Source organism: Legionella taurinensis (assembly GCF_900452865.1).
Lineage (GTDB): Bacteria > Pseudomonadota > Gammaproteobacteria > Legionellales > Legionellaceae > Legionella_C > Legionella_C taurinensis.
On record NZ_UGOZ01000001.1, the window covers coordinates 2,899,629 to 2,916,240 of the forward strand.

Consider the following 16,612-nt stretch of genomic DNA (forward strand, 5'->3'; position numbering starts at 1 on the left):
TTAAATCTTAGTTAATATTTTGTTAAGACAAGCAAGCATATAATATGGACACCATGATTAATATGAGCGCTTTTGATGAGCAATATTCAAATTCACCTCGTTTTCAAGAAACCCCGTTTTTTTACTTCCGAACCCATCCTTGAGCAATTGAAAGCCTTTGCGGAACTGGGTTTCAGTGTGCCGCTGCAAAAGTTATTCATAGGGGACCCCATTAAGGGTTTACCTGCTCTTGGTTTTAAAGGTGAACGCCACCTTCAATTCCTGAGTCAACTCATTACCGAGTTAGAGGCGCTTCAGGCAATTGAAAAAATAGATACCAAAAAAGCACGGAGTGACTATTCAGTATTTGCTCATTATTTGCGGGTCAGGAAAGGGTATAAAGAAACCGTTCAGAATCAACTGGGCAAGGAATTCCAACTGCTTACAGAGGAAGAACTGAATCAGGAAAACAGTTTATTACAAAATGTAACCACCCGAGCGCAACTTTTCAAAGAAAAAGTGCTTGCGCTGCGCGATAGCGAGTTGCTTCAAAAAGCCATGCTGTATGCGCAAAGAGCCGGGGAGGTTTACCAGCAGGCACTCCTTGTTTTGCAAACCATTGATGAAACAGCACAACAGGCATTAATGAAAAATGAGCCAGTCGAAAAAGACATCCAGTTTATCCAGGAAAAGATCCGCGCGATTGACGCCCTGAGTGCTGCGTTTGACAAGCTGGGATTACAAAACGAACTTGACAGCTGCCATGATGCCGAAACGAAAAATAAACTCACCGAACTGGTGAAGCTAATTCAGGAGGAAAAAGCAAAAGTTATCGCCACGGGTGAACTGGCGAAGCAGGCTTTATCCAAGGTTGTAAACCATAATGAATACCTGAACAGGAAAAACGCGGTGGTCGAAGAGAAACCGATCACACCGACTGAAGTCATCGTAGAACCCGAAGTCGTCGAAGATCCGCTTACTTCCCCCGCGGCCAATAACCCAACCGACGTTCCTGACGTGGACCAACGCCAGGAGACTGTCCCGCAAGAGAATGTCCCAGCGCCTGAACAAGAGGATGAGTCGGTTTTAAGACACAGGGAAACCCTGAAACAACAACTGGGTATCCTGATGACACTCGTCAGCAATTATAAAACCCAGCTCGAGTCTGAGAAAAAGGATTTCATTACCCGCTTCTTCCATCAGTCTCGAAAAGACACCAAAATAGCTTACTGCACGCAGTTATTGGCTTCGTTTGAAAAAACAGCAATTACGCCTGACAGCTCGCTCCAGACGATAGTAACGCAGGCACATGACCAGGCGATAACGAAAGTGGGTTCCTCTGCGCTGCTGACAGCCGGCGGCAGCTATTTCGGCACCAGCCGCCTGCTTGCCGTACAACGGCTGCTGGGGATAGAGGATGCCTGGAAGAAAGGCAAGTCGCGTTTTATTGCGACTACCCGGTCGGATTTTCATGGGTTAAAAACGACGGGGATTGTCGAAAACGTCAGAGCGATTGTCTCTGATTTTTTTGCAGGCAGGCAGGATGTTTCTAAATTCAAAGACCTCTGTGAAAAAGTGGCACCCTCATCACCCTCAACAGCCAACAGCAAAACAACGGTCTAATGACAGACCGCTGCTCGCTCTTTCTTACCCCACACGGCTATACCCTGCATCCACAAACAGGGTATGGGCGTTGATCATCGCCGCCTCCGGCAGGCACAGCAGGAACACCGCATTGGCAACATCAGCCGGGGTTAACGGCCTGTCGGCCAGTGCGTGGGCCTGGTATTCATCCAAAAGCTGTTCGCGGTTAGGGAAATGCTTCAACGCATCGGTATCGACAACGCCGGCAGACACGGTATTGGCCGTGATGCCGTACTCTGCAAGCTCAAGGCTTAATGAACGCACCAGTGCTTCCAGTGCCGCTTTCGACGCACCAATAAAGGCATAGTTGGGAATGGCGCGCTCTGCCCCGAGACTGGATAAGGCGATGACCCGCCCCCCAGCCGGCATGAGTTCCCGCCCTTCGGAGACCAGGTGATTCAAAGCCAGGGCATTGGTTTCCATACACCAGCGCCAATGCTTGGTCGACATGGTTAATGCCGGTTTTAACACACCGCTGGCGGCGTTACTGATTAAAAAATGCAACTGCCCGAAATGGTTGCGAAATTGGGCAAACATGTCCTTAACGGATTGATGATCCGCTACATTAGCCTGGAGGGCGACCGCTTTTCGTCCCATGGCTGTTAGTTCATTCACCAGATCATTGGCTTCATCGGAACTGTTGTAATACACGATAGCGATGTCACAGCCTGCCTGCGCCAGTTTCAAGGCAGTCGCCTTGCCTATCCCGCGGGCGCCGCCGGTTATCAGTGCCACTTTATCTGCAAAAATCAAACTCATTCGTCAAAGCCTCATTAATAAAATTTGCCAAACTACAGCGAATTACCCTATCCTGTCAACGGCCAGTTGATAATCTCTCCTTGTCGAGGCGGTGCTAAATTTGTACCATCAGCAGAATCAGTAAAGAATGACAATGTCTCATGAACAATTCCTGGATAACTAGCGTTTTTCCCATCGCAGCTATTTTTTCGTTTCGCATGCTGGGACTTTTTATGTTAATCCCGGTTTTTACGGTCTTTGCAGGACAGCTTGAAGGCGCTACCCCTGCCCTCATGGGCATAGCCCTGGGCAGTTACGGCTTAAGCCAGGGCCTGCTGCAGATGCCATTTGGTCTGTTATCGGATCGTTGGGGCAGAAAACCTGTCCTGACCCTGGGCTTATGCCTGTTCATTGCCGGCAGTGTCCTGGGTGCCTTAACCAGCACTATCCATGGCATGATCGCAGCCCGAATCCTTCAGGGTACGGGTGCGATAGGCAGCGTGCTGATTGCTCTGCTGGCGGATCTAACGCCGGATGACCAGCGCACCAAAGCCATGGCTGTGATTGGCATGACCATCGGCACGTCGTTCAGTCTGGCCATGATTCTAAGCCCTGCCATTACCCACCATTATGGATTGCCGGGTATTTTTTATTTGACGGCGCTTTTAGCCTTTACAGGCCTCGTCCTGCTGCACGGTGTTATTCCCACTCCGGCTCGCGAACGGTTTCATCATGACAGCGAAACCAGCCCTTCACTGCTGAAAACCGTCTTTTTCAATCCGCAGCTGCAACGGTTGAACGCCGGTATTTTTCTGCAGCATTTTATATTAACCGCAACGTTTTATGCCGTGCCGATCCTGCTTAAGCATCAGGTGAAATCGGACCACTTTACCCAAGCCTGGCAGTTTTACCTTCCGTTGATGATCATTGCTTTTATTGCCATGGTGCCCTTTATCATTCTGGCTGAAAAAAAGCGGCAGATGAAAGCGGTGTTTCTGGCTTCTGTGGCAACCAGCGGCATTGCCCAATTCCTGTTGGCAATTGGCGGGTACTACTGGTTGAGTTTATGGATTTTTATGCTGCTGTATTTCACCGCGTTCAACATCCTTGAAGCCGTCTTGCCTTCGCTGATTTCGCGCCAGGCCGATCCCCACAGTAAGGGCACGGCAATGGGCATTTATTCAAGCAGCCAGTTTTTGGGCATTTTTGCAGGCGGCACAACCGCGGGGGTGCTTTATCAGTATGCTGGCAACCAAGCCCTTTTTTATGTCAATGCCGTGCTTTGTATTGTGTGGCTGTTCATTGCTCGTACGATGAAACCAAATCGCTATTATTCGACGGTGATTATTAATTGTGAATCTTACGCGCCCGAGACATTAATCACGGCCCTTCCGCAATTGCAACAATTACCCGGCGTGAAGGAAGCCATTTTTGAACCGGATGAAAACGTGCTTTATTTACGTGTCGATAAACAGGATTACCAATCAACCCGTGTTGAGGATTTCCTGGCGGCTCACCCAGCGCCGTCCTCGATCAAAATCAAATAATTTGCATAAAATTACGCAGACTCAGGGTAAACCTACGCAAACCCGACGAGATTGGGTATAATGCTTGGCAACAAAAGCACCAGGAGAAAAGAATGGCACGCGGGATTAATAAAGTTATCCTGATTGGTAATGTGGGCGGCGATCCGGAAGTTCGATACATGCCCAATGGCAATGCGGTAACCACCTTATCGGTTGCAACCAGCGAAACGTGGAAAGATAAACAAACCGGCGATAAGCAGGAACGTACAGAGTGGCACCGCGTGGTTTGTTTTAACCGCTTGGGCGAAATTGCCGGTGAATACCTGCGCAAAGGCTCCAAGCTTTATGTCGAGGGCAGCTTACGCACCCGCAAATGGCAGGATCAACAGGGTCAAGACCGTTACACCACTGAAATTGTCGCCACAGACATTCAAATGCTCGATGGCAAAGGCGGTTCAGCCGGCGGCTTTGATGAGATGCCTGGCCAAACCATGGGCGCCCCAGCTTCTTCAGCGCCTGCGCGTAAGAGTCAGCCTCAGACCGCTGCCCAGGATGCTTTTGACGAACTGGATGATGACATCCCGTTCTAATAAACCACGCCCGTACTAACCTCGCTTGCGAGGTTAGGCTTATGTGCAGTCTATCTCATTGGGTTGGCATCACCAGTGCCTTATTCATCTATACTGATTCAATGAACGAATTCCTTCCCTATATCCACCATTGGAACCTGCTTCCCGATGGCGACCCTATTATTACTCAGACCAGCAGGTTGCTTCCGGTACTTTATAAACACCAGCCAGCGATGCTGAAAATAGTCACCCTCGACGAAGAACAACGCGGTGGCGAACTCATGGTCTGGTGGCATGGACAAGGGGCGGCCCGCATCCTGGCCCATGACCAGCAGGCCTTTTTAATGGAGCGCTCGATGGCACAGCCATCCCTCATGCAACTGGTCAAACAAGGCAACGACACTGAAGCCAGTCAAATTCTGTGTGGCGTGGTAAAACAACTGCACACGGCGTCAACGACTCAGCCTCCACCCAGACTCCTATCGCTTTCGGACTGGTTTAAAGCCCTGGAGCCTGCTGCGGCAAAGTATGGTGGGGTATTCAGCAAGGCACTGGTTGTGGCTAGAAGCCTGCTCATTACTCCTCGCGACCAGGTCGTGTTGCATGGAGATATCCATCACGGCAATGTCCTTTATTTTGGTAACCGCGGCTGGCTGGCCATTGATCCCAAAGGCCTGATTGGCGAACGGGGTTTTGATTACGCGAATCTTTTTTGTAATCCGGATTACCAAACCGCCACGACCCCCAACCGTTTACAAAATCAGGTTAGGGTTGTCGCCGAAGCGTCTCAATTGGAGCCCACTCGCCTACTGAAATGGATTCTGGCTTACGCAGGGTTGTCTGCGGCCTGGCATCTGGAGGATGGAGGCAACCCGGAGTTGGCTTTACGAGTGGCCGAAATTGCTTCTTCGGTAGTGGATTTTAATCCATGAGCAGGCTCCATTAAGCCCGCTGGCGCACGCTTTCCATTCCTGAATCAAATGATTTGACAAGTTCAATAAACCAGCATAAAAGTCATTTTTTTGTACTAGATGAGGTACGAAATGGTCCATTGCATTAACGTATTCAAACAATTTACTTTTTTTAGTGATTATTGGATACCACCCACCATGAGGGCCATCGCTTCTACCTTCTCTAAAATTAACATCGATAGTCATTATGTCTGATTCTCTGAACCGTGCCGCCAATTACTTAGCTGCTCGAAAAGCATGCCAATACGCTCGTCGCTTTGTCGTAAAAGGAGCCACACAAAGCATTAACAACACCTATTCATCTCAACAAAGGGTAAGTTTGGATGGCGCGATTTCCGATCTGAGGGGTCTTTCTTTGGCTAAGGATCCTTATAATCTTGAGACTGACCTCTCCATACACATTTTCTACAAAGTGACTGAACTCTGCAAAAAATACTCATTGGGCAACTGTTTCGAATTATCACTCCTCTCACTGGAATACCTGGTAATGAATGAGCCTGATGTGAGGGCCGAAGTCTTTACACTAAGCGGCGGTGATCATACTTTCCTTGTCGTGGGCAGGAATCCTGCAAGCCCACTTCATTCACCTGAAACATGGGGTAAAAATGCATTTTTCTGTGATCCCTGGGCTAACAAAGTATACCCTGCATACAAATACTCCATCCATTTAAGAAACCATTACTCAACAAGCTACCTCAACAACACCAAAGGGGATTTCCTTAACCACACCGAAAAATTCGACAAAACCCGTCATGCTTTTAAGCGCATGGACACCTTGACAACGACCTATCTGAGAACAGCGGATACTCCTTTACATAAACTACAGCTAAAAAACCTGTTTAAAGAAAGGGCCGCCAGTATTCAGCATGCGATTCAATCATTGATTGTCAATCTGGAACCCATTGCACAATCAGTAGAAGAAGAGCACGGCTCTCTGGATACTAAACACGTCATGATCAAAAATTTAGTCAGTGAGCTTACTGTGCAAATTGACTGCATCACAACCAGTATGAAGCAGGACGTGGATTTTAAAGAGCCCTACCTTAAAGTTCGCATGACATTACAGGATTGCCTTAAAGAGCACACAGTCAGGTACTGGAAGTCAATGATCTTATCGGAGAACAATAGAAACACGCTCTTTACTTACCGCTATCCCTTATCCCCAAAAACGCTCTGGATGCAATTTTTTCATATCCCTCCTAAAACGGCTCAACAAACAATGGATCGTTTAGAGGCGGCCCAGAATGAATTGCAATCACACCTGCATCAATTCTAACAGTGGTGACGACACTCGAATGGACATCTGTCGCTGCAATTAGCCAGGGATGCCCGCTGCGCGGGCAAGAAAAATGGGTGAACCAGCGTGCCCTAAGACCGTGCCAACACAGGGTTCAATCCTGAAAAAATGAGCAAACCTCACTTTCCTGCAGGCGAGCAAATCCTCGTGCAAAATCCCCAGAATTTATCCTGCACGAAGATGGGCGACCATCAGATTACTCTCAGGTCTAATCCCGAGACAAAAACAACCCGGATCCTAATAGGGGCCCGTCTGCGTGGGTAAGACTGGGAAAGGTGAGGATGGCAGACACCAGCTCGGGCAAGACAGGAGAGCGCGGACGGGCAGAAACCGCCAGGGTACCCATGTCTTGCCCGAAGGCAACCATTCGAATCCCAGATGATTCTATTCGGATGTAACCAATGGTTATTGATTGGGTTATAACGCTTTCATAGGCTATAGAACAGCGAAGGCAAAGGAAAAACGGAAGTCATAAAAAAACCCGCCGGAGCGGGTCTCATAAGTCAATAAATCAATTACTCATCGGAATCTGATTCAACTGGTCTATCAACTAATTCAATAATAGCCATAGGTGCATTATCACCTGGTCGAAAGCCGCATTTTAAAACACGGACATAACCACCGGGACGTTCAACATAACGCGGACCTAAGTTAGTAAATAACTTGCCCACAGCACTTTTTGAACGAAGACGATCAAATACATGACGTCTACTGGCAACTGAATCCTTTTTGCTGACAGTAATCAATGGCTCAATGAACTTTCTTAATTCTTTCGCTTTTGGCAATGTAGTTTTAATTAATTCATGCTCAATCAAAGAACAACACATGTTTGAGAACATGGCCTTTCTGTGACTGCTTGTACGGCTAAAACTACGGCCTGTATTACGGTGACGCATGGGTAAGACTCCTACTATTAATCGCCAAGGTTAGCTGGCGGCCAATTCTCAAGTTTCATCCCTAATGATAAAGATCGTGATGCAAGGACATCTTTAATTTCGGTAAGGGATTTCTTTCCTAAATTGGGTGTTTTTAATAATTCATTTTCTGTTTTTTGTACCAGGTCACCGATAAAATAGATATTTTCTGCTTTTAAGCAATTAGCAGAACGGACAGTCAATTCCAAATCATCTACCGGTCTTAATAACACTGGATCAAAATCATTGCGCTCTTTGTTATCGGAACGCGATTCTTCAAACTTCATGTCCACAAACGCATGCAATTGCCTTTGCAGGATCGAAGCAGAAATGCGAATCGCTTCTTCAGGATCCAAAGTACCGTTCGTTTGCAAATCGATCGTTAACTTATCAAGGTCCGTTCGATTTTCAACACGAGCGCTATCCACAAAATAAGCGACTTTGATAACAGGCGAAAAGGTATTATCAATTTTTAATTTACCAACAGAACGATGCTCAGCTTCATCGTCAAAATGACGAATGAATGAATCTGTAGAATGGAAGCCTACACCGCGTTCCACTTTCAGAGTCATGTTCAGTTTGCCATTTTCGTTCAAATGAGCAATAACCAGATCAGGATTTACAATTTCGATGCCATGAGTTAACTCAATATCGCCTGCAGTCACGATGCCCGGACCTTGTTTGTTCAAGGTCAGGTTCGCTTCCTGTCCGACGGTCATCTTGATAGCAACCTGTTTCAGGTTTAACAGAATATCGACAACATCCTCCTGTACGCCTTCAATGGTGCTGTATTCGTGTAATACACCATCGATAGAAACTTCTGTAATCGCGCTTCCCGGCATAGAGGACAAGAGAATGCGTCTCAACGCATTTCCAAGCGTGTGGCCATAGCCACGCTCAAGAGGCTCCAATACGATACGAGCATGATTAAGCGTTTCTGAGTGTACTTTCAGTACAGATGGCGTCAGCATTTCATTTATTTCAGTATACATTCGGCTAGTCTCCGAGCTTACTTAGAGTAAAGTTCTACAACTAAATTAACATTATAGGATGAAGACAAGTCATTTAATGTGGGTGCCGTTGCAAAAGTACCCTTAAAAGCACTGCTATCAACAGTTAACCAATCACATGCGCCACGTTGCTCAGACAAGGCAACCGCCGCTTGAATGCGACCCTGGTTTTTTGCCTTCTGACGCACAGAAACGATGTCGCCTGCTTTAAGCAGATAAGAAGGAACATTAACCAACTCATCATTCACAAGAATAGCCTTGTGAGACACTAATTGTCGAGCTTCAGCACGAGTACTGGCAAATCCCATACGATAAACCACGTTATCAAGACGGCTTTCCAGCAGAACCATCAGGTTTTCACCTGTTCCACCTTTCTGACTTGCTGCTTTTTTGTAATAGTTTCGGAATTGCTTTTCCAACACACCATACAAACGGCGGATTTTTTGTTTTTCACGCAATTGTAAACCGTAATCACTTAAGCGTGGTCGATTACCACCGTGTTGACCAGGCAATTTTTCAGATTTACATTTTGATTTATGGTCGCGTACGCCACTTTTTAAATAGAGGTCTGTTCCCTCTCTACGAGATAGCTTACACTTTGGACCAAGATATCTAGCCATTAATTACTCCTGAATATCTTAAACACGTCGTTTTTTAGGTGGTTTGCAACCATTATGAGGTATGCCTGTCACATCAGTAATTTCAACAATTTTGAAATCCTGTGCTATCAATTCGCGAATAGTGGATTCACGACCTGGGCCAGGACCATGGACAAATACGGCAACTGATTTCATACCATATTCCTTTGCAACCGCAGAGGCTCGTTCAGTAGCAACCTGAGCAGCATAAGGTGTACTTTTTCTGGAACCACGGAAGCCTGAACCCCCGGAGGTTGCCCAACATAGTGCATTACCCTGACGATCAGTAAACGTTACAATCGTATTGTTGAATGATGCGTGAACATGTACGATTCCATCAGAAACGACACGTTTAACTTTTTTTCTAGTCTTTTGCTTTGCCATCTTATTATCCTAAATTAATTACTTGTACCTTTACGGCGACCTTTTCGTGTACGAGCATTGGTTTTCGTACGCTGGCCCCGTAATGGTAAGCCTCTGCGGTGACGCAACCCGCGGTAACAACCCAGGTCCATAAGACGCTTGATATTCATTGTAACAACACGACGCAAATCACCTTCAACAGTCATCTTGGCAATTTCAGTACGCAAAGCTTCCAACTTCTCTTCTGACAGTTGGGAAACTTTGGTTGCGGTGTCAATGCCAACCGCCTCACACAATTTTTTTGATGTGGTTTTGCCAATTCCATAAATCGACGTAAGTGCAATCACTATGTGTTTGTGATCCGGTATATTCACACCTGCAATACGAGCCATTAAAATCTCTCCGAACGTTATTTTGTTCTGCCAGAAAGGGACAGAAGAATACTATTATATTGATCCAAAATCAAGCAGGAATTAACCCTGCTTTTGCTTATGCCTTGCGTCTTTACAAATAACCCGTATAGTTCCGCTACGCTTAATAATTTTACAGTTACGGCAAATTCGTTTAACTGATGCTCTAACTTTCATTAATAACTCCGATAATAATCATAAAAGACCGGGCAACTTAGTCCCTTTAAAATTGGCCTTTTTCATCAATGAATCATATTGCTGTGTCATCAAATGGGCTTGTACTTGCGCAACAAAATCCATAATTACAACGACGATGATTAAAAGTGAAGTTCCGCCAAAATAGAAAGGCACATGCCAGGTATACATCAAAATTTGTGGCAATAAGCAAACCAGCACCAGATAGATAGCTCCGATTAATGTCAGTCGAGTCATCACGGAATCAATGTATCGGGTAGTTTGTTCACCAGGCCGTATGCCCGGAATATAGGCGCCGGATTTTTTCAAATTTTCAGCTGTATCCTTTGGATTGAAAACCAGGGCGGCATAGAAAAATGCAAAGCCAATGATCGCAATCGCATACACAATTAAATATAGCGGTTGGCCAGGTGATAAAGCCATTCCTACATCAGCAAGCCAACTCATCCCCTTAGTCTTAGAGAAAAACTGAGCTAACGTTGCGGGCAGTAAAATAATACTGGAAGCAAAAATCGGCGGAATAACCCCTGACATATTAATCTTCAGCGGCAAGTGACTGGTCTGTGCAGCATAAACCTTACGTCCATGCGTGCGCTGTGCATAATTAACACGAATACGACGCTGCGCCCGCTCCATGAACACCACAAAGCCAGTGACCACAACGACAATAATACCAATCAAAACCAATGACAACCCCTGCATCTGCCCTTCACGCACCTGCTGAAACACAGAGGCGATGGCATTAGGCATGCTGGATACGATACCTGAGAAAATAATTAATGAGATACCGTTTCCGACCCCCTTTTCTGTAATTTGCTCTCCTAACCACATGAGGAACATGGTTCCTGTGACCAACGTCACAACGGAGGTAAAATAGAAAAAGAAATCTGGGTTAAGGGCAATATGCTGACCAGCCAGCCATCGAGACATACCTAATGATTGGAAAATTGCCAGCAACAACGTCAAGTAACGGGTGTATTGATTAATCTTGCGACGACCAGTTTCACCCTCTTTTTTTAATTGTTCCAATTTAGGTGAAACAACTGAAAAGAGCTGAATTATAATTGATGCGGAGATATAAGGCATAATTCCAATAGCGAACACAGTCACACGGGATAATGCACCACCCGAGAACATATTGAATAAGCCAAAAATGGTATTCTGTTGCTCACCAAAGAAATTAGCCAGCTTTTGTGGATCCAGACCAGGGACAGGAATATGAGCCCCCAACCGATAAACGAGGATTGCTAAAACCACAAAAATTAATCTAGCCTTCAATTCAGCCAACCCACCCTTGGATTGGCCAGCTATTTGCCTCGCATTATTCATAGTCACTCTTCTATGCTTCCGCCAGCCTGCTCAATTGCACTGCGAGCACCTTTCGTAACACGCAATCCTTTTAGTTTGACAGGGACAGTAATTTCACCAGAATGAATGATTTTAACGCTTTGAATTGCACGGCTGATTAAACCAACTGAGCGCAATACTTCGATATCAATGACATCTGATTTAATACCGGCCAACTCTGACAAAGTCACTTCGTCCACCGTTTTTGCAATTCGAGACTTGAAACCCATCTTGGGTAAACGTCTCTGAATCGGCATTTGACCGCCCTCAAAATTAATCTTATGGAATCCGCCAGCACGAGCTTTTTGCCCTTTATGGCCTTTACCACTGGTTTTACCCAGACCGGATCCAATACCACGACCAAGACGACGTTTAGACGGTCTGGAACCTGGATCAGGAGAAAGTGTATTTAAATTCATTATGCACATTCCTCAACTTGTAACATATAGTTAACTGCATTAATAAGACCTCGAATAGCAGGAATGTCTTTATGAACGACGCTGCTGTTTAACTTTCCAAGGCCTAATTGTTTGACTATAGCGATATGTTTAGGCTTTCTTCCGATAGTACTTTTGACTAACGTGATTTTTAAATTTTTACTTTTGCTCATGATTAGTCTGCCATTATCTCTTCAACAGTTTTACCGCGCTTAGCGGCCACATAATCTGGCGTACCGATATGAGTCAAAGCACCAATCGTTGCTCGAACAATATTGCTTGGGTTAGTCGAACCAATACTCTTTGCAGAAATATTTTGTACACCCAGAACTTCCAATACTGCACGCATGGCACCACCAGCAATAATACCAGTACCTTCACTCGCAGGCTTCATGAATACTTTCGATGCGCCATAACTCCAGGTAATCTCGTGATGAATGGTTTTTCCTGCCAGGGGAATGTAAGTCATGTTCTTTCTGGCTTGCTCCATTGCTTTTTGGATAGCAATAGGCACTTCACGTGCTTTACCACGGCCATAACCGACTTTTCCCTTGCCATCGCCAATTACAACAAGAACGGCGAAACCAAATACACGTCCACCTTTCACTACTTTTGCTGTACGAGTAACCGATACTAATTTTTCCTGGTATCCATCACTCATTTTTTGATCTTCAACAAATGCCATAACCGTTCCTTAAAAATTCAAACCAGCTTCGCGGGCGCCGTTGGCCAATGCCTTAACACGGCCATGATATTTATATCCGGCACGGTCGAATGAAACGTCAACGATTTGTTTCGCCTTAGCACGCTCACCAAGCAATTTACCAACTTGCTGTGCCTGTTCAACTTTCGTTCCAGACAGGGAAGATTTTAACTCTTTATCGACTGTTGAAGCAGACACCAGAGTGACATCACCGTTTTCGCTGCGAACAACAATTTGAGAGTAAATATGGGAAGCACTGCGATAAACAACTAATCGAGGACGACTAGAACTTTTCAACATTGCTTTTGCTTTTAAACCACGTCTAATACGTGCAACCTGCTTTTTCATGATCTAAACCTTATTTCTTCTTGGCTTCTTTACGGGCAATCTGTTCGCCAGCAAATTTAACGCCCTTACCCTTGTAAGGCTCTGGCGGTCTGAAGGCTCTGATCTCAGAAGCTGCCTGACCTAACAATTGCTTATCAATACCACGTAAAATAATAGTCGTATTGTTTGGGGTTTCGGCTGTGACACCAGCAGGCAATGTGTATTCTACTGGGTGAGAAAAACCTAAAGACAGTGTTAAAGATTTTCCTGCCGCCTGAGCACGGTATCCAACGCCAACTAGCTCAAGTGTCAAATCAAAACCGGTTGTGACACCCTTCACCATGTTATTAACCAGTGCTCTGGTTGTACCGGCCTGGGCCCATCCATTCGGATCATTCGAGGCTGGTTTAAAGATAATCAGGGTGGCATCATCATCACTTGGAGCCACACTGACATGCTTATTTAAATGTTGTTTAAGTTCCCCTTTAGGACCTTTAACAGTTAACTCGTCTTTAGCCACCTGAAGCTGAACATTGGCAGGCAGTCGGACTGGGGCTTTTGCTACTCTAGACATAATTTTCCTCGCAACTATTAGGCTACTTCACAGAGTACTTCGCCGCCAACCCCATTCGTTTTGGCTGCCTTGTGAGTCATGACGCCTTTTGAGGTAGACAGGATAGCCACACCGAATCCAGAGACTGAGCGTAAATCTTTAGATGATTTATACACTCTTAAACCAGGTCTGCTGATACGTAAAATACGCTCAATAACCGGACGTCCATGGTAGTATTTAAGATTAATGGTCATCGACTTCAGGTTATTCGCCAAAGGCTCAACAGAATAGTCAAGAATATAACCTTCTTCTTTTAATACCCGAGCAATCTCTTCTTTCAATTTGGATGAAATTAAAGAGACACTCTGATGTTTAGCTTGTTGACCATTGCGAATTCGTGTCAACATATCAGCTACTGGATCATGCATACTCACAGTTGTTCTCCATAGAATAAAAATTACCAGCTGGACTTACGGCCGCCTGTGACATTGCCAGTCATGAGTTCCTGTCTTAAGCAAATTCTGCATAAACCAAACTTACGATAAACGGCATGAGGTCGACCACATTGCTGGCAACGTGTAGTGTGTCTGACAGGATTTGAATTTAACGGCAGCTTGGCTAATTTAGCCTGTGCATCCATAATTGCATCAAAATCCTGTGAAGACTTAATTAAAACTTTTAATTCTTGTCTGCGCTCGGCGTATTTTTCTATTAATGCTTCCAAGTTTTTAGTTTTTTCGAGCTTCGATTTTCTAGCCACAATAATACCCTTCTTAGTGTTTGTCTCTGTCTTTCAAAGGCAAATTGAATGCTTCTAGTAAAGCCTTTGCTTCTTCATTGGTTTTTGCACTTGTAGTAATACAAATGTCCAAACCGCGAATACCATCAGTCTTATCGTAGTCAATTTCAGGAAAAACGATTTGCTCATGAATACCCATACTGTAATTACCAGTACCATCGAAGGACTTGGGGTTTAAACCACGGAAGTCTCTTACACGGGGCAAAGTAATAGTAATCAGTCTGTCCAGAAACTCATACATACGCTTACGGCGCAGAGTCACTTTACAACCAATTGGCCAGCCTTCACGAATTTTGAATCCGGCAATTGATTTTCTTGCCTTGGTCACAACTGGTTTTTGGCCTGAAATAAGGGTCATGTCTTTCACAGCGTGTTCCATGACTTTTTTATCACCAACCGCTTCACCGACACCCATATTTAATGTAATTTTAGTAATCTTGGGAACTTCCATTACACTTTTATAGCCGAATTTTTTCATCATTACTTCGACTATTTTATCTTTATATAACTCTTCAAGTCTTGCCATTTCAGCCACCTAATTAGACCAAATCAATAACTTCGTTATTGGATTTAAAGTATCTTACTTTGATGTTATTGCCATCTTTTTCAATAAATTTAAAACCAACCTTGTCAGCTTTTTTGGATACTGGGTTATACATCGCCACATTAGAGACATCTAAAGCAGCTTCCAGCGAAACAATACCGCCCTTTTGGTTAATTTGAGGATTAGGCTTAACATGTTTCTTGATCAGGTTCGCTCCTTCAACAACGATACCTTTATCACTAACACGCTTGACTTTACCGACATGGCCTTTACTTTTTCCGGCGATAACAATGACAGTATCACCTGATCTAATACGCTTCATATCTAATCCTTCTTACAAAACTTCTGCAGCTAAAGAAATGATTTTCATAAATCTTTCTCTAAGCTCACGAGTAACCGGGCCAAATATACGTGTGCCGATAGGCTCGTCCTGGTTATTCAGCAATACGGCTGCGTTACCATCAAAACGGATGAGCGAACCATCATCACGACGAACACCCTGACTGGTTCTCACGACTACGGCTTTCATTACCGCACCCTTTTTTACTTTGCTACGTGGAATTGCATCTTTAATGCTTACTTTAATAACATCACCGACGCGAGCATAGCGTCTGTGTGATCCACCAAGCACCTTGATACACATCACTTTGCGTGCGCCGCTGTTGTCTGCAACATCAAGCACAGTCTGCATTTGTATCATTCTTATCTCCAGCTCTAAATTCGACCAGAAAAAGGTTGCTGATTATATCAGCCCTTCTGGAATTTTAAAAGTGATCAAGTCAAATTAAGAAATAACTTCGACTAAAACCCAACTTTTTGTTTTAGAGAGGGGTCTAGATTCGCGTATTCTTACGGTATTACCAATTTGTCCAACTTGCTGTTCATCATGAGCATGCAGTTTCGTTCTGCGTTTCATGATTTTTCCGTATTTCGGATGCTTTACAGTCCTTTCTACCATGACAACAATAGTTTTTTGCATTTTATTGCTAACAATTTTGCCAACTATTGTTCTTGCATTTGATTCACTATTTGACATCACTCTTTCCAACCTTTTCTGTCATAATGGTTTTAACTCTCGCCACCGCTTTTCTGACTTGAGAAACAAGATGGGTCTTATCTAAAGAACCATTTGCCTTCTTCATACGCAGTTCAAACTGCTTTTTGCGCAGAGTTAATAATTCGGCGTTCAGTTCGTCAGATGATAAATTTCTAAGCTCTTCAATCTTTTTCATTACATCACCGTTCTTTCTTCAAATATAACCTTGAAAGGTAGTTTGGCTTTAGCGAGATTAAACGCTTCCATGGCCAATTCTCTGGTAACGCCTTCCATTTCAAACAAAACTTTACCCGGTTGAACTTGGGCAACCCAGTATTCAACGTTACCTTTACCCTTACCCTGTCGGACTTCGAGAGGCTTTTGAGTAATTGGTTTGTCAGGAAATACACGAATCCAGATTTTACCGCCACGCTTAATATGGCGAGTCATGGCTCGACGAGCAGCTTCAATCTGTCGCGCAGTCAAACGGCCACGCTCAAGTGCTTTCAATCCAAATTCCCCAAAGCTGACTTTACTGCCGCGTTGGGCCAGTCCGCGGTTGCGGCCTTTCATTTGTTTACGATATTTTGTACGTTTAGGCTGTAGCATGAT

At 44.8% G+C, this 16,612-nt stretch carries 26 protein-coding genes; 5 read left to right on the forward strand and 21 right to left on the reverse strand.

What is annotated here, in order from left to right:
* Window positions 1-75 precede the first annotated feature (75 nt).
* On the forward strand, window positions 76-1,602 hold the full coding sequence (locus tag DYE45_RS13270) for a hypothetical protein (protein WP_115300998.1): 1,527 nt from the start codon (window positions 76-78) through the stop codon (window positions 1,600-1,602).
* Between the two features lie 24 nt (window positions 1,603-1,626).
* Here the strand turns inward: DYE45_RS13270 and fabL are convergent, their stop codons facing one another.
* A complete protein-coding gene (gene fabL, locus DYE45_RS13275; protein WP_058532454.1) occupies window positions 1,627-2,382 on the reverse strand; it encodes an enoyl-[acyl-carrier-protein] reductase FabL in 756 nt (251 codons plus the stop codon).
* A gap of 140 nt (window positions 2,383-2,522) precedes the next feature.
* Here fabL and DYE45_RS13280 point away from each other — a divergent pair, with 140 nt between their 5' ends.
* From DYE45_RS13280 to DYE45_RS13295, 4 genes are all read left to right on the forward strand, one after another.
* Window positions 2,523-3,908: an MFS transporter gene (locus DYE45_RS13280; RefSeq protein WP_108294403.1), complete on the forward strand. Its 1,386-nt coding sequence runs from the start codon at window positions 2,523-2,525 to the stop codon at window positions 3,906-3,908.
* A gap of 92 nt (window positions 3,909-4,000) precedes the next feature.
* Entirely contained in the window at window positions 4,001-4,477 is a 477-nt protein-coding gene (gene ssb, locus DYE45_RS13285) for a single-stranded DNA-binding protein (protein ID WP_058532456.1), read from the forward strand.
* Window positions 4,478-4,518: 41 nt separating this feature from the next.
* Window positions 4,519-5,388, forward strand: a complete 870-nt coding sequence (locus DYE45_RS13290) for an aminoglycoside phosphotransferase family protein (protein ID WP_207393872.1) — start codon at window positions 4,519-4,521, stop codon at window positions 5,386-5,388.
* Between the two features lie 226 nt (window positions 5,389-5,614).
* Window positions 5,615-6,703, forward strand: a complete 1,089-nt coding sequence (locus DYE45_RS13295) for a hypothetical protein (RefSeq protein WP_133138215.1) — start codon at window positions 5,615-5,617, stop codon at window positions 6,701-6,703.
* Between the two features lie 536 nt (window positions 6,704-7,239).
* On the opposite strand, the gene rplQ is transcribed toward DYE45_RS13295, so the two are convergent.
* The 20 genes from rplQ to rplP all read right to left on the reverse strand — a co-directional run bounded on the left by rplQ (window position 7,240) and on the right by rplP (window position 16,609).
* Complete coding sequence (gene rplQ, locus DYE45_RS13300; RefSeq protein ID WP_108294397.1) at window positions 7,240-7,620, reverse strand: 50S ribosomal protein L17; 381 nt, start codon at window positions 7,618-7,620, stop codon at window positions 7,240-7,242.
* 17 nt (window positions 7,621-7,637) lie between these two features.
* Window positions 7,638-8,630: a DNA-directed RNA polymerase subunit alpha gene (locus DYE45_RS13305; protein ID WP_108294395.1), complete on the reverse strand. Its 993-nt coding sequence runs from the start codon at window positions 8,628-8,630 to the stop codon at window positions 7,638-7,640.
* A gap of 17 nt (window positions 8,631-8,647) precedes the next feature.
* Entirely contained in the window at window positions 8,648-9,268 is a 621-nt protein-coding gene (gene rpsD / locus DYE45_RS13310; protein WP_108294393.1) for a 30S ribosomal protein S4, read from the reverse strand.
* 18 nt (window positions 9,269-9,286) lie between these two features.
* The gene (gene rpsK / locus DYE45_RS13315; protein WP_108335305.1) at window positions 9,287-9,670 is read right to left on the reverse strand and encodes a 30S ribosomal protein S11; all 384 of its coding nucleotides are present in this window, start codon (window positions 9,668-9,670) and stop codon (window positions 9,287-9,289) included.
* 14 nt (window positions 9,671-9,684) lie between these two features.
* Complete coding sequence (gene rpsM / locus DYE45_RS13320) at window positions 9,685-10,041, reverse strand: 30S ribosomal protein S13 (protein WP_108294389.1); 357 nt, start codon at window positions 10,039-10,041, stop codon at window positions 9,685-9,687.
* An 81-nt stretch (window positions 10,042-10,122) separates the two neighbouring features.
* On the reverse strand, window positions 10,123-10,236 hold the full coding sequence (gene rpmJ / locus DYE45_RS13325) for a 50S ribosomal protein L36 (RefSeq protein ID WP_010946099.1): 114 nt from the start codon (window positions 10,234-10,236) through the stop codon (window positions 10,123-10,125).
* 18 nt (window positions 10,237-10,254) lie between these two features.
* The gene (gene secY / locus DYE45_RS13330) at window positions 10,255-11,583 is read right to left on the reverse strand and encodes a preprotein translocase subunit SecY (protein ID WP_108294387.1); all 1,329 of its coding nucleotides are present in this window, start codon (window positions 11,581-11,583) and stop codon (window positions 10,255-10,257) included.
* 2 nt (window positions 11,584-11,585) lie between these two features.
* Entirely contained in the window at window positions 11,586-12,020 is a 435-nt protein-coding gene (rplO, locus tag DYE45_RS13335; RefSeq protein WP_058532465.1) for a 50S ribosomal protein L15, read from the reverse strand.
* The gene (rpmD, locus tag DYE45_RS13340; RefSeq protein WP_058532466.1) at window positions 12,020-12,211 is read right to left on the reverse strand and encodes a 50S ribosomal protein L30; all 192 of its coding nucleotides are present in this window, start codon (window positions 12,209-12,211) and stop codon (window positions 12,020-12,022) included. The genes rplO and rpmD overlap by 1 nt, the downstream gene beginning before the upstream one ends.
* Before the next feature lie 2 nt (window positions 12,212-12,213).
* On the reverse strand, window positions 12,214-12,723 hold the full coding sequence (rpsE, locus tag DYE45_RS13345; protein WP_058532467.1) for a 30S ribosomal protein S5: 510 nt from the start codon (window positions 12,721-12,723) through the stop codon (window positions 12,214-12,216).
* A gap of 9 nt (window positions 12,724-12,732) precedes the next feature.
* Window positions 12,733-13,089 (reverse strand): 50S ribosomal protein L18, encoded by a 357-nt coding sequence (gene rplR, locus DYE45_RS13350; RefSeq protein WP_133138214.1) that lies wholly within the window; start codon window positions 13,087-13,089, stop codon window positions 12,733-12,735.
* 10 nt (window positions 13,090-13,099) lie between these two features.
* Complete coding sequence (gene rplF, locus DYE45_RS13355; RefSeq protein WP_108294383.1) at window positions 13,100-13,642, reverse strand: 50S ribosomal protein L6; 543 nt, start codon at window positions 13,640-13,642, stop codon at window positions 13,100-13,102.
* A gap of 17 nt (window positions 13,643-13,659) precedes the next feature.
* Complete coding sequence (rpsH, locus tag DYE45_RS13360) at window positions 13,660-14,049, reverse strand: 30S ribosomal protein S8 (protein WP_207384259.1); 390 nt, start codon at window positions 14,047-14,049, stop codon at window positions 13,660-13,662.
* Between the two features lie 29 nt (window positions 14,050-14,078).
* Window positions 14,079-14,384 carry a 30S ribosomal protein S14 gene (gene rpsN / locus DYE45_RS13365; protein ID WP_370447887.1) on the reverse strand — a complete coding sequence of 102 codons (306 nt, stop codon included), beginning with the start codon at window positions 14,382-14,384 and terminating at the stop codon, window positions 14,079-14,081.
* Between the two features lie 10 nt (window positions 14,385-14,394).
* A complete protein-coding gene (rplE, locus tag DYE45_RS13370; RefSeq protein WP_108294379.1) occupies window positions 14,395-14,946 on the reverse strand; it encodes a 50S ribosomal protein L5 in 552 nt (183 codons plus the stop codon).
* A gap of 13 nt (window positions 14,947-14,959) precedes the next feature.
* The gene (rplX, locus tag DYE45_RS13375; protein ID WP_108294377.1) at window positions 14,960-15,286 is read right to left on the reverse strand and encodes a 50S ribosomal protein L24; all 327 of its coding nucleotides are present in this window, start codon (window positions 15,284-15,286) and stop codon (window positions 14,960-14,962) included.
* Between the two features lie 12 nt (window positions 15,287-15,298).
* Window positions 15,299-15,664, reverse strand: coding sequence for a 50S ribosomal protein L14 (rplN, locus tag DYE45_RS13380; RefSeq protein ID WP_058483721.1), 366 nt, complete (start codon window positions 15,662-15,664; stop codon window positions 15,299-15,301).
* Between the two features lie 84 nt (window positions 15,665-15,748).
* On the reverse strand, window positions 15,749-16,003 hold the full coding sequence (rpsQ, locus tag DYE45_RS13385) for a 30S ribosomal protein S17 (RefSeq protein WP_108294375.1): 255 nt from the start codon (window positions 16,001-16,003) through the stop codon (window positions 15,749-15,751).
* Entirely contained in the window at window positions 15,990-16,196 is a 207-nt protein-coding gene (gene rpmC / locus DYE45_RS13390) for a 50S ribosomal protein L29 (protein WP_058532474.1), read from the reverse strand. The genes rpsQ and rpmC overlap by 14 nt, the downstream gene beginning before the upstream one ends.
* Complete coding sequence (gene rplP, locus DYE45_RS13395) at window positions 16,196-16,609, reverse strand: 50S ribosomal protein L16 (protein WP_058532475.1); 414 nt, start codon at window positions 16,607-16,609, stop codon at window positions 16,196-16,198. The genes rpmC and rplP overlap by 1 nt, the downstream gene beginning before the upstream one ends.
* Window positions 16,610-16,612 lie beyond the last annotated feature (3 nt).

Coding starts and splice junctions, on each gene's coding strand:
- rpmC (WP_058532474.1), bottom strand. CDS start 16,196: ATGAAAAAGATTGAAGAGCTTAGAAATTTATCATCTGACGAACTGAAC.
- rpsM (WP_108294389.1), bottom strand. CDS start 10,041: ATGGCTCGTATTGCAGGTGTGAATATACCGGATCACAAACACATAGTG.
- rpsH (WP_207384259.1), bottom strand. CDS start 14,049: ATGCATGATCCAGTAGCTGATATGTTGACACGAATTCGCAATGGTCAA.
- ssb (WP_058532456.1), top strand. CDS start 4,001: ATGGCACGCGGGATTAATAAAGTTATCCTGATTGGTAATGTGGGCGGC.
- rplQ (WP_108294397.1), bottom strand. CDS start 7,620: ATGCGTCACCGTAATACAGGCCGTAGTTTTAGCCGTACAAGCAGTCAC.
- rplP (WP_058532475.1), bottom strand. CDS start 16,609: ATGCTACAGCCTAAACGTACAAAATATCGTAAACAAATGAAAGGCCGC.
- DYE45_RS13280 (WP_108294403.1), top strand. CDS start 2,523: ATGAACAATTCCTGGATAACTAGCGTTTTTCCCATCGCAGCTATTTTT.
- rplO (WP_058532465.1), bottom strand. CDS start 12,020: ATGAATTTAAATACACTTTCTCCTGATCCAGGTTCCAGACCGTCTAAA.
- rpsE (WP_058532467.1), bottom strand. CDS start 12,723: ATGGCATTTGTTGAAGATCAAAAAATGAGTGATGGATACCAGGAAAAA.
- DYE45_RS13290 (WP_207393872.1), top strand. CDS start 4,519: ATGTGCAGTCTATCTCATTGGGTTGGCATCACCAGTGCCTTATTCATC.
- rpmD (WP_058532466.1), bottom strand. CDS start 12,211: ATGAGCAAAAGTAAAAATTTAAAAATCACGTTAGTCAAAAGTACTATC.
- DYE45_RS13270 (WP_115300998.1), top strand. CDS start 76: ATGAGCAATATTCAAATTCACCTCGTTTTCAAGAAACCCCGTTTTTTT.
- rpsD (WP_108294393.1), bottom strand. CDS start 9,268: ATGGCTAGATATCTTGGTCCAAAGTGTAAGCTATCTCGTAGAGAGGGA.
- rplF (WP_108294383.1), bottom strand. CDS start 13,642: ATGTCTAGAGTAGCAAAAGCCCCAGTCCGACTGCCTGCCAATGTTCAG.
- rplE (WP_108294379.1), bottom strand. CDS start 14,946: ATGGCAAGACTTGAAGAGTTATATAAAGATAAAATAGTCGAAGTAATG.
- DYE45_RS13305 (WP_108294395.1), bottom strand. CDS start 8,630: ATGTATACTGAAATAAATGAAATGCTGACGCCATCTGTACTGAAAGTA.
- fabL (WP_058532454.1), bottom strand. CDS start 2,382: ATGAGTTTGATTTTTGCAGATAAAGTGGCACTGATAACCGGCGGCGCC.
- rpsK (WP_108335305.1), bottom strand. CDS start 9,670: ATGGCAAAGCAAAAGACTAGAAAAAAAGTTAAACGTGTCGTTTCTGAT.
- rplR (WP_133138214.1), bottom strand. CDS start 13,089: ATGAAAAAGCAGGTTGCACGTATTAGACGTGGTTTAAAAGCAAAAGCA.
- DYE45_RS13295 (WP_133138215.1), top strand. CDS start 5,615: ATGTCTGATTCTCTGAACCGTGCCGCCAATTACTTAGCTGCTCGAAAA.
- secY (WP_108294387.1), bottom strand. CDS start 11,583: ATGAATAATGCGAGGCAAATAGCTGGCCAATCCAAGGGTGGGTTGGCT.
- rpmJ (WP_010946099.1), bottom strand. CDS start 10,236: ATGAAAGTTAGAGCATCAGTTAAACGAATTTGCCGTAACTGTAAAATT.
- rplX (WP_108294377.1), bottom strand. CDS start 15,286: ATGAAGCGTATTAGATCAGGTGATACTGTCATTGTTATCGCCGGAAAA.
- rplN (WP_058483721.1), bottom strand. CDS start 15,664: ATGATACAAATGCAGACTGTGCTTGATGTTGCAGACAACAGCGGCGCA.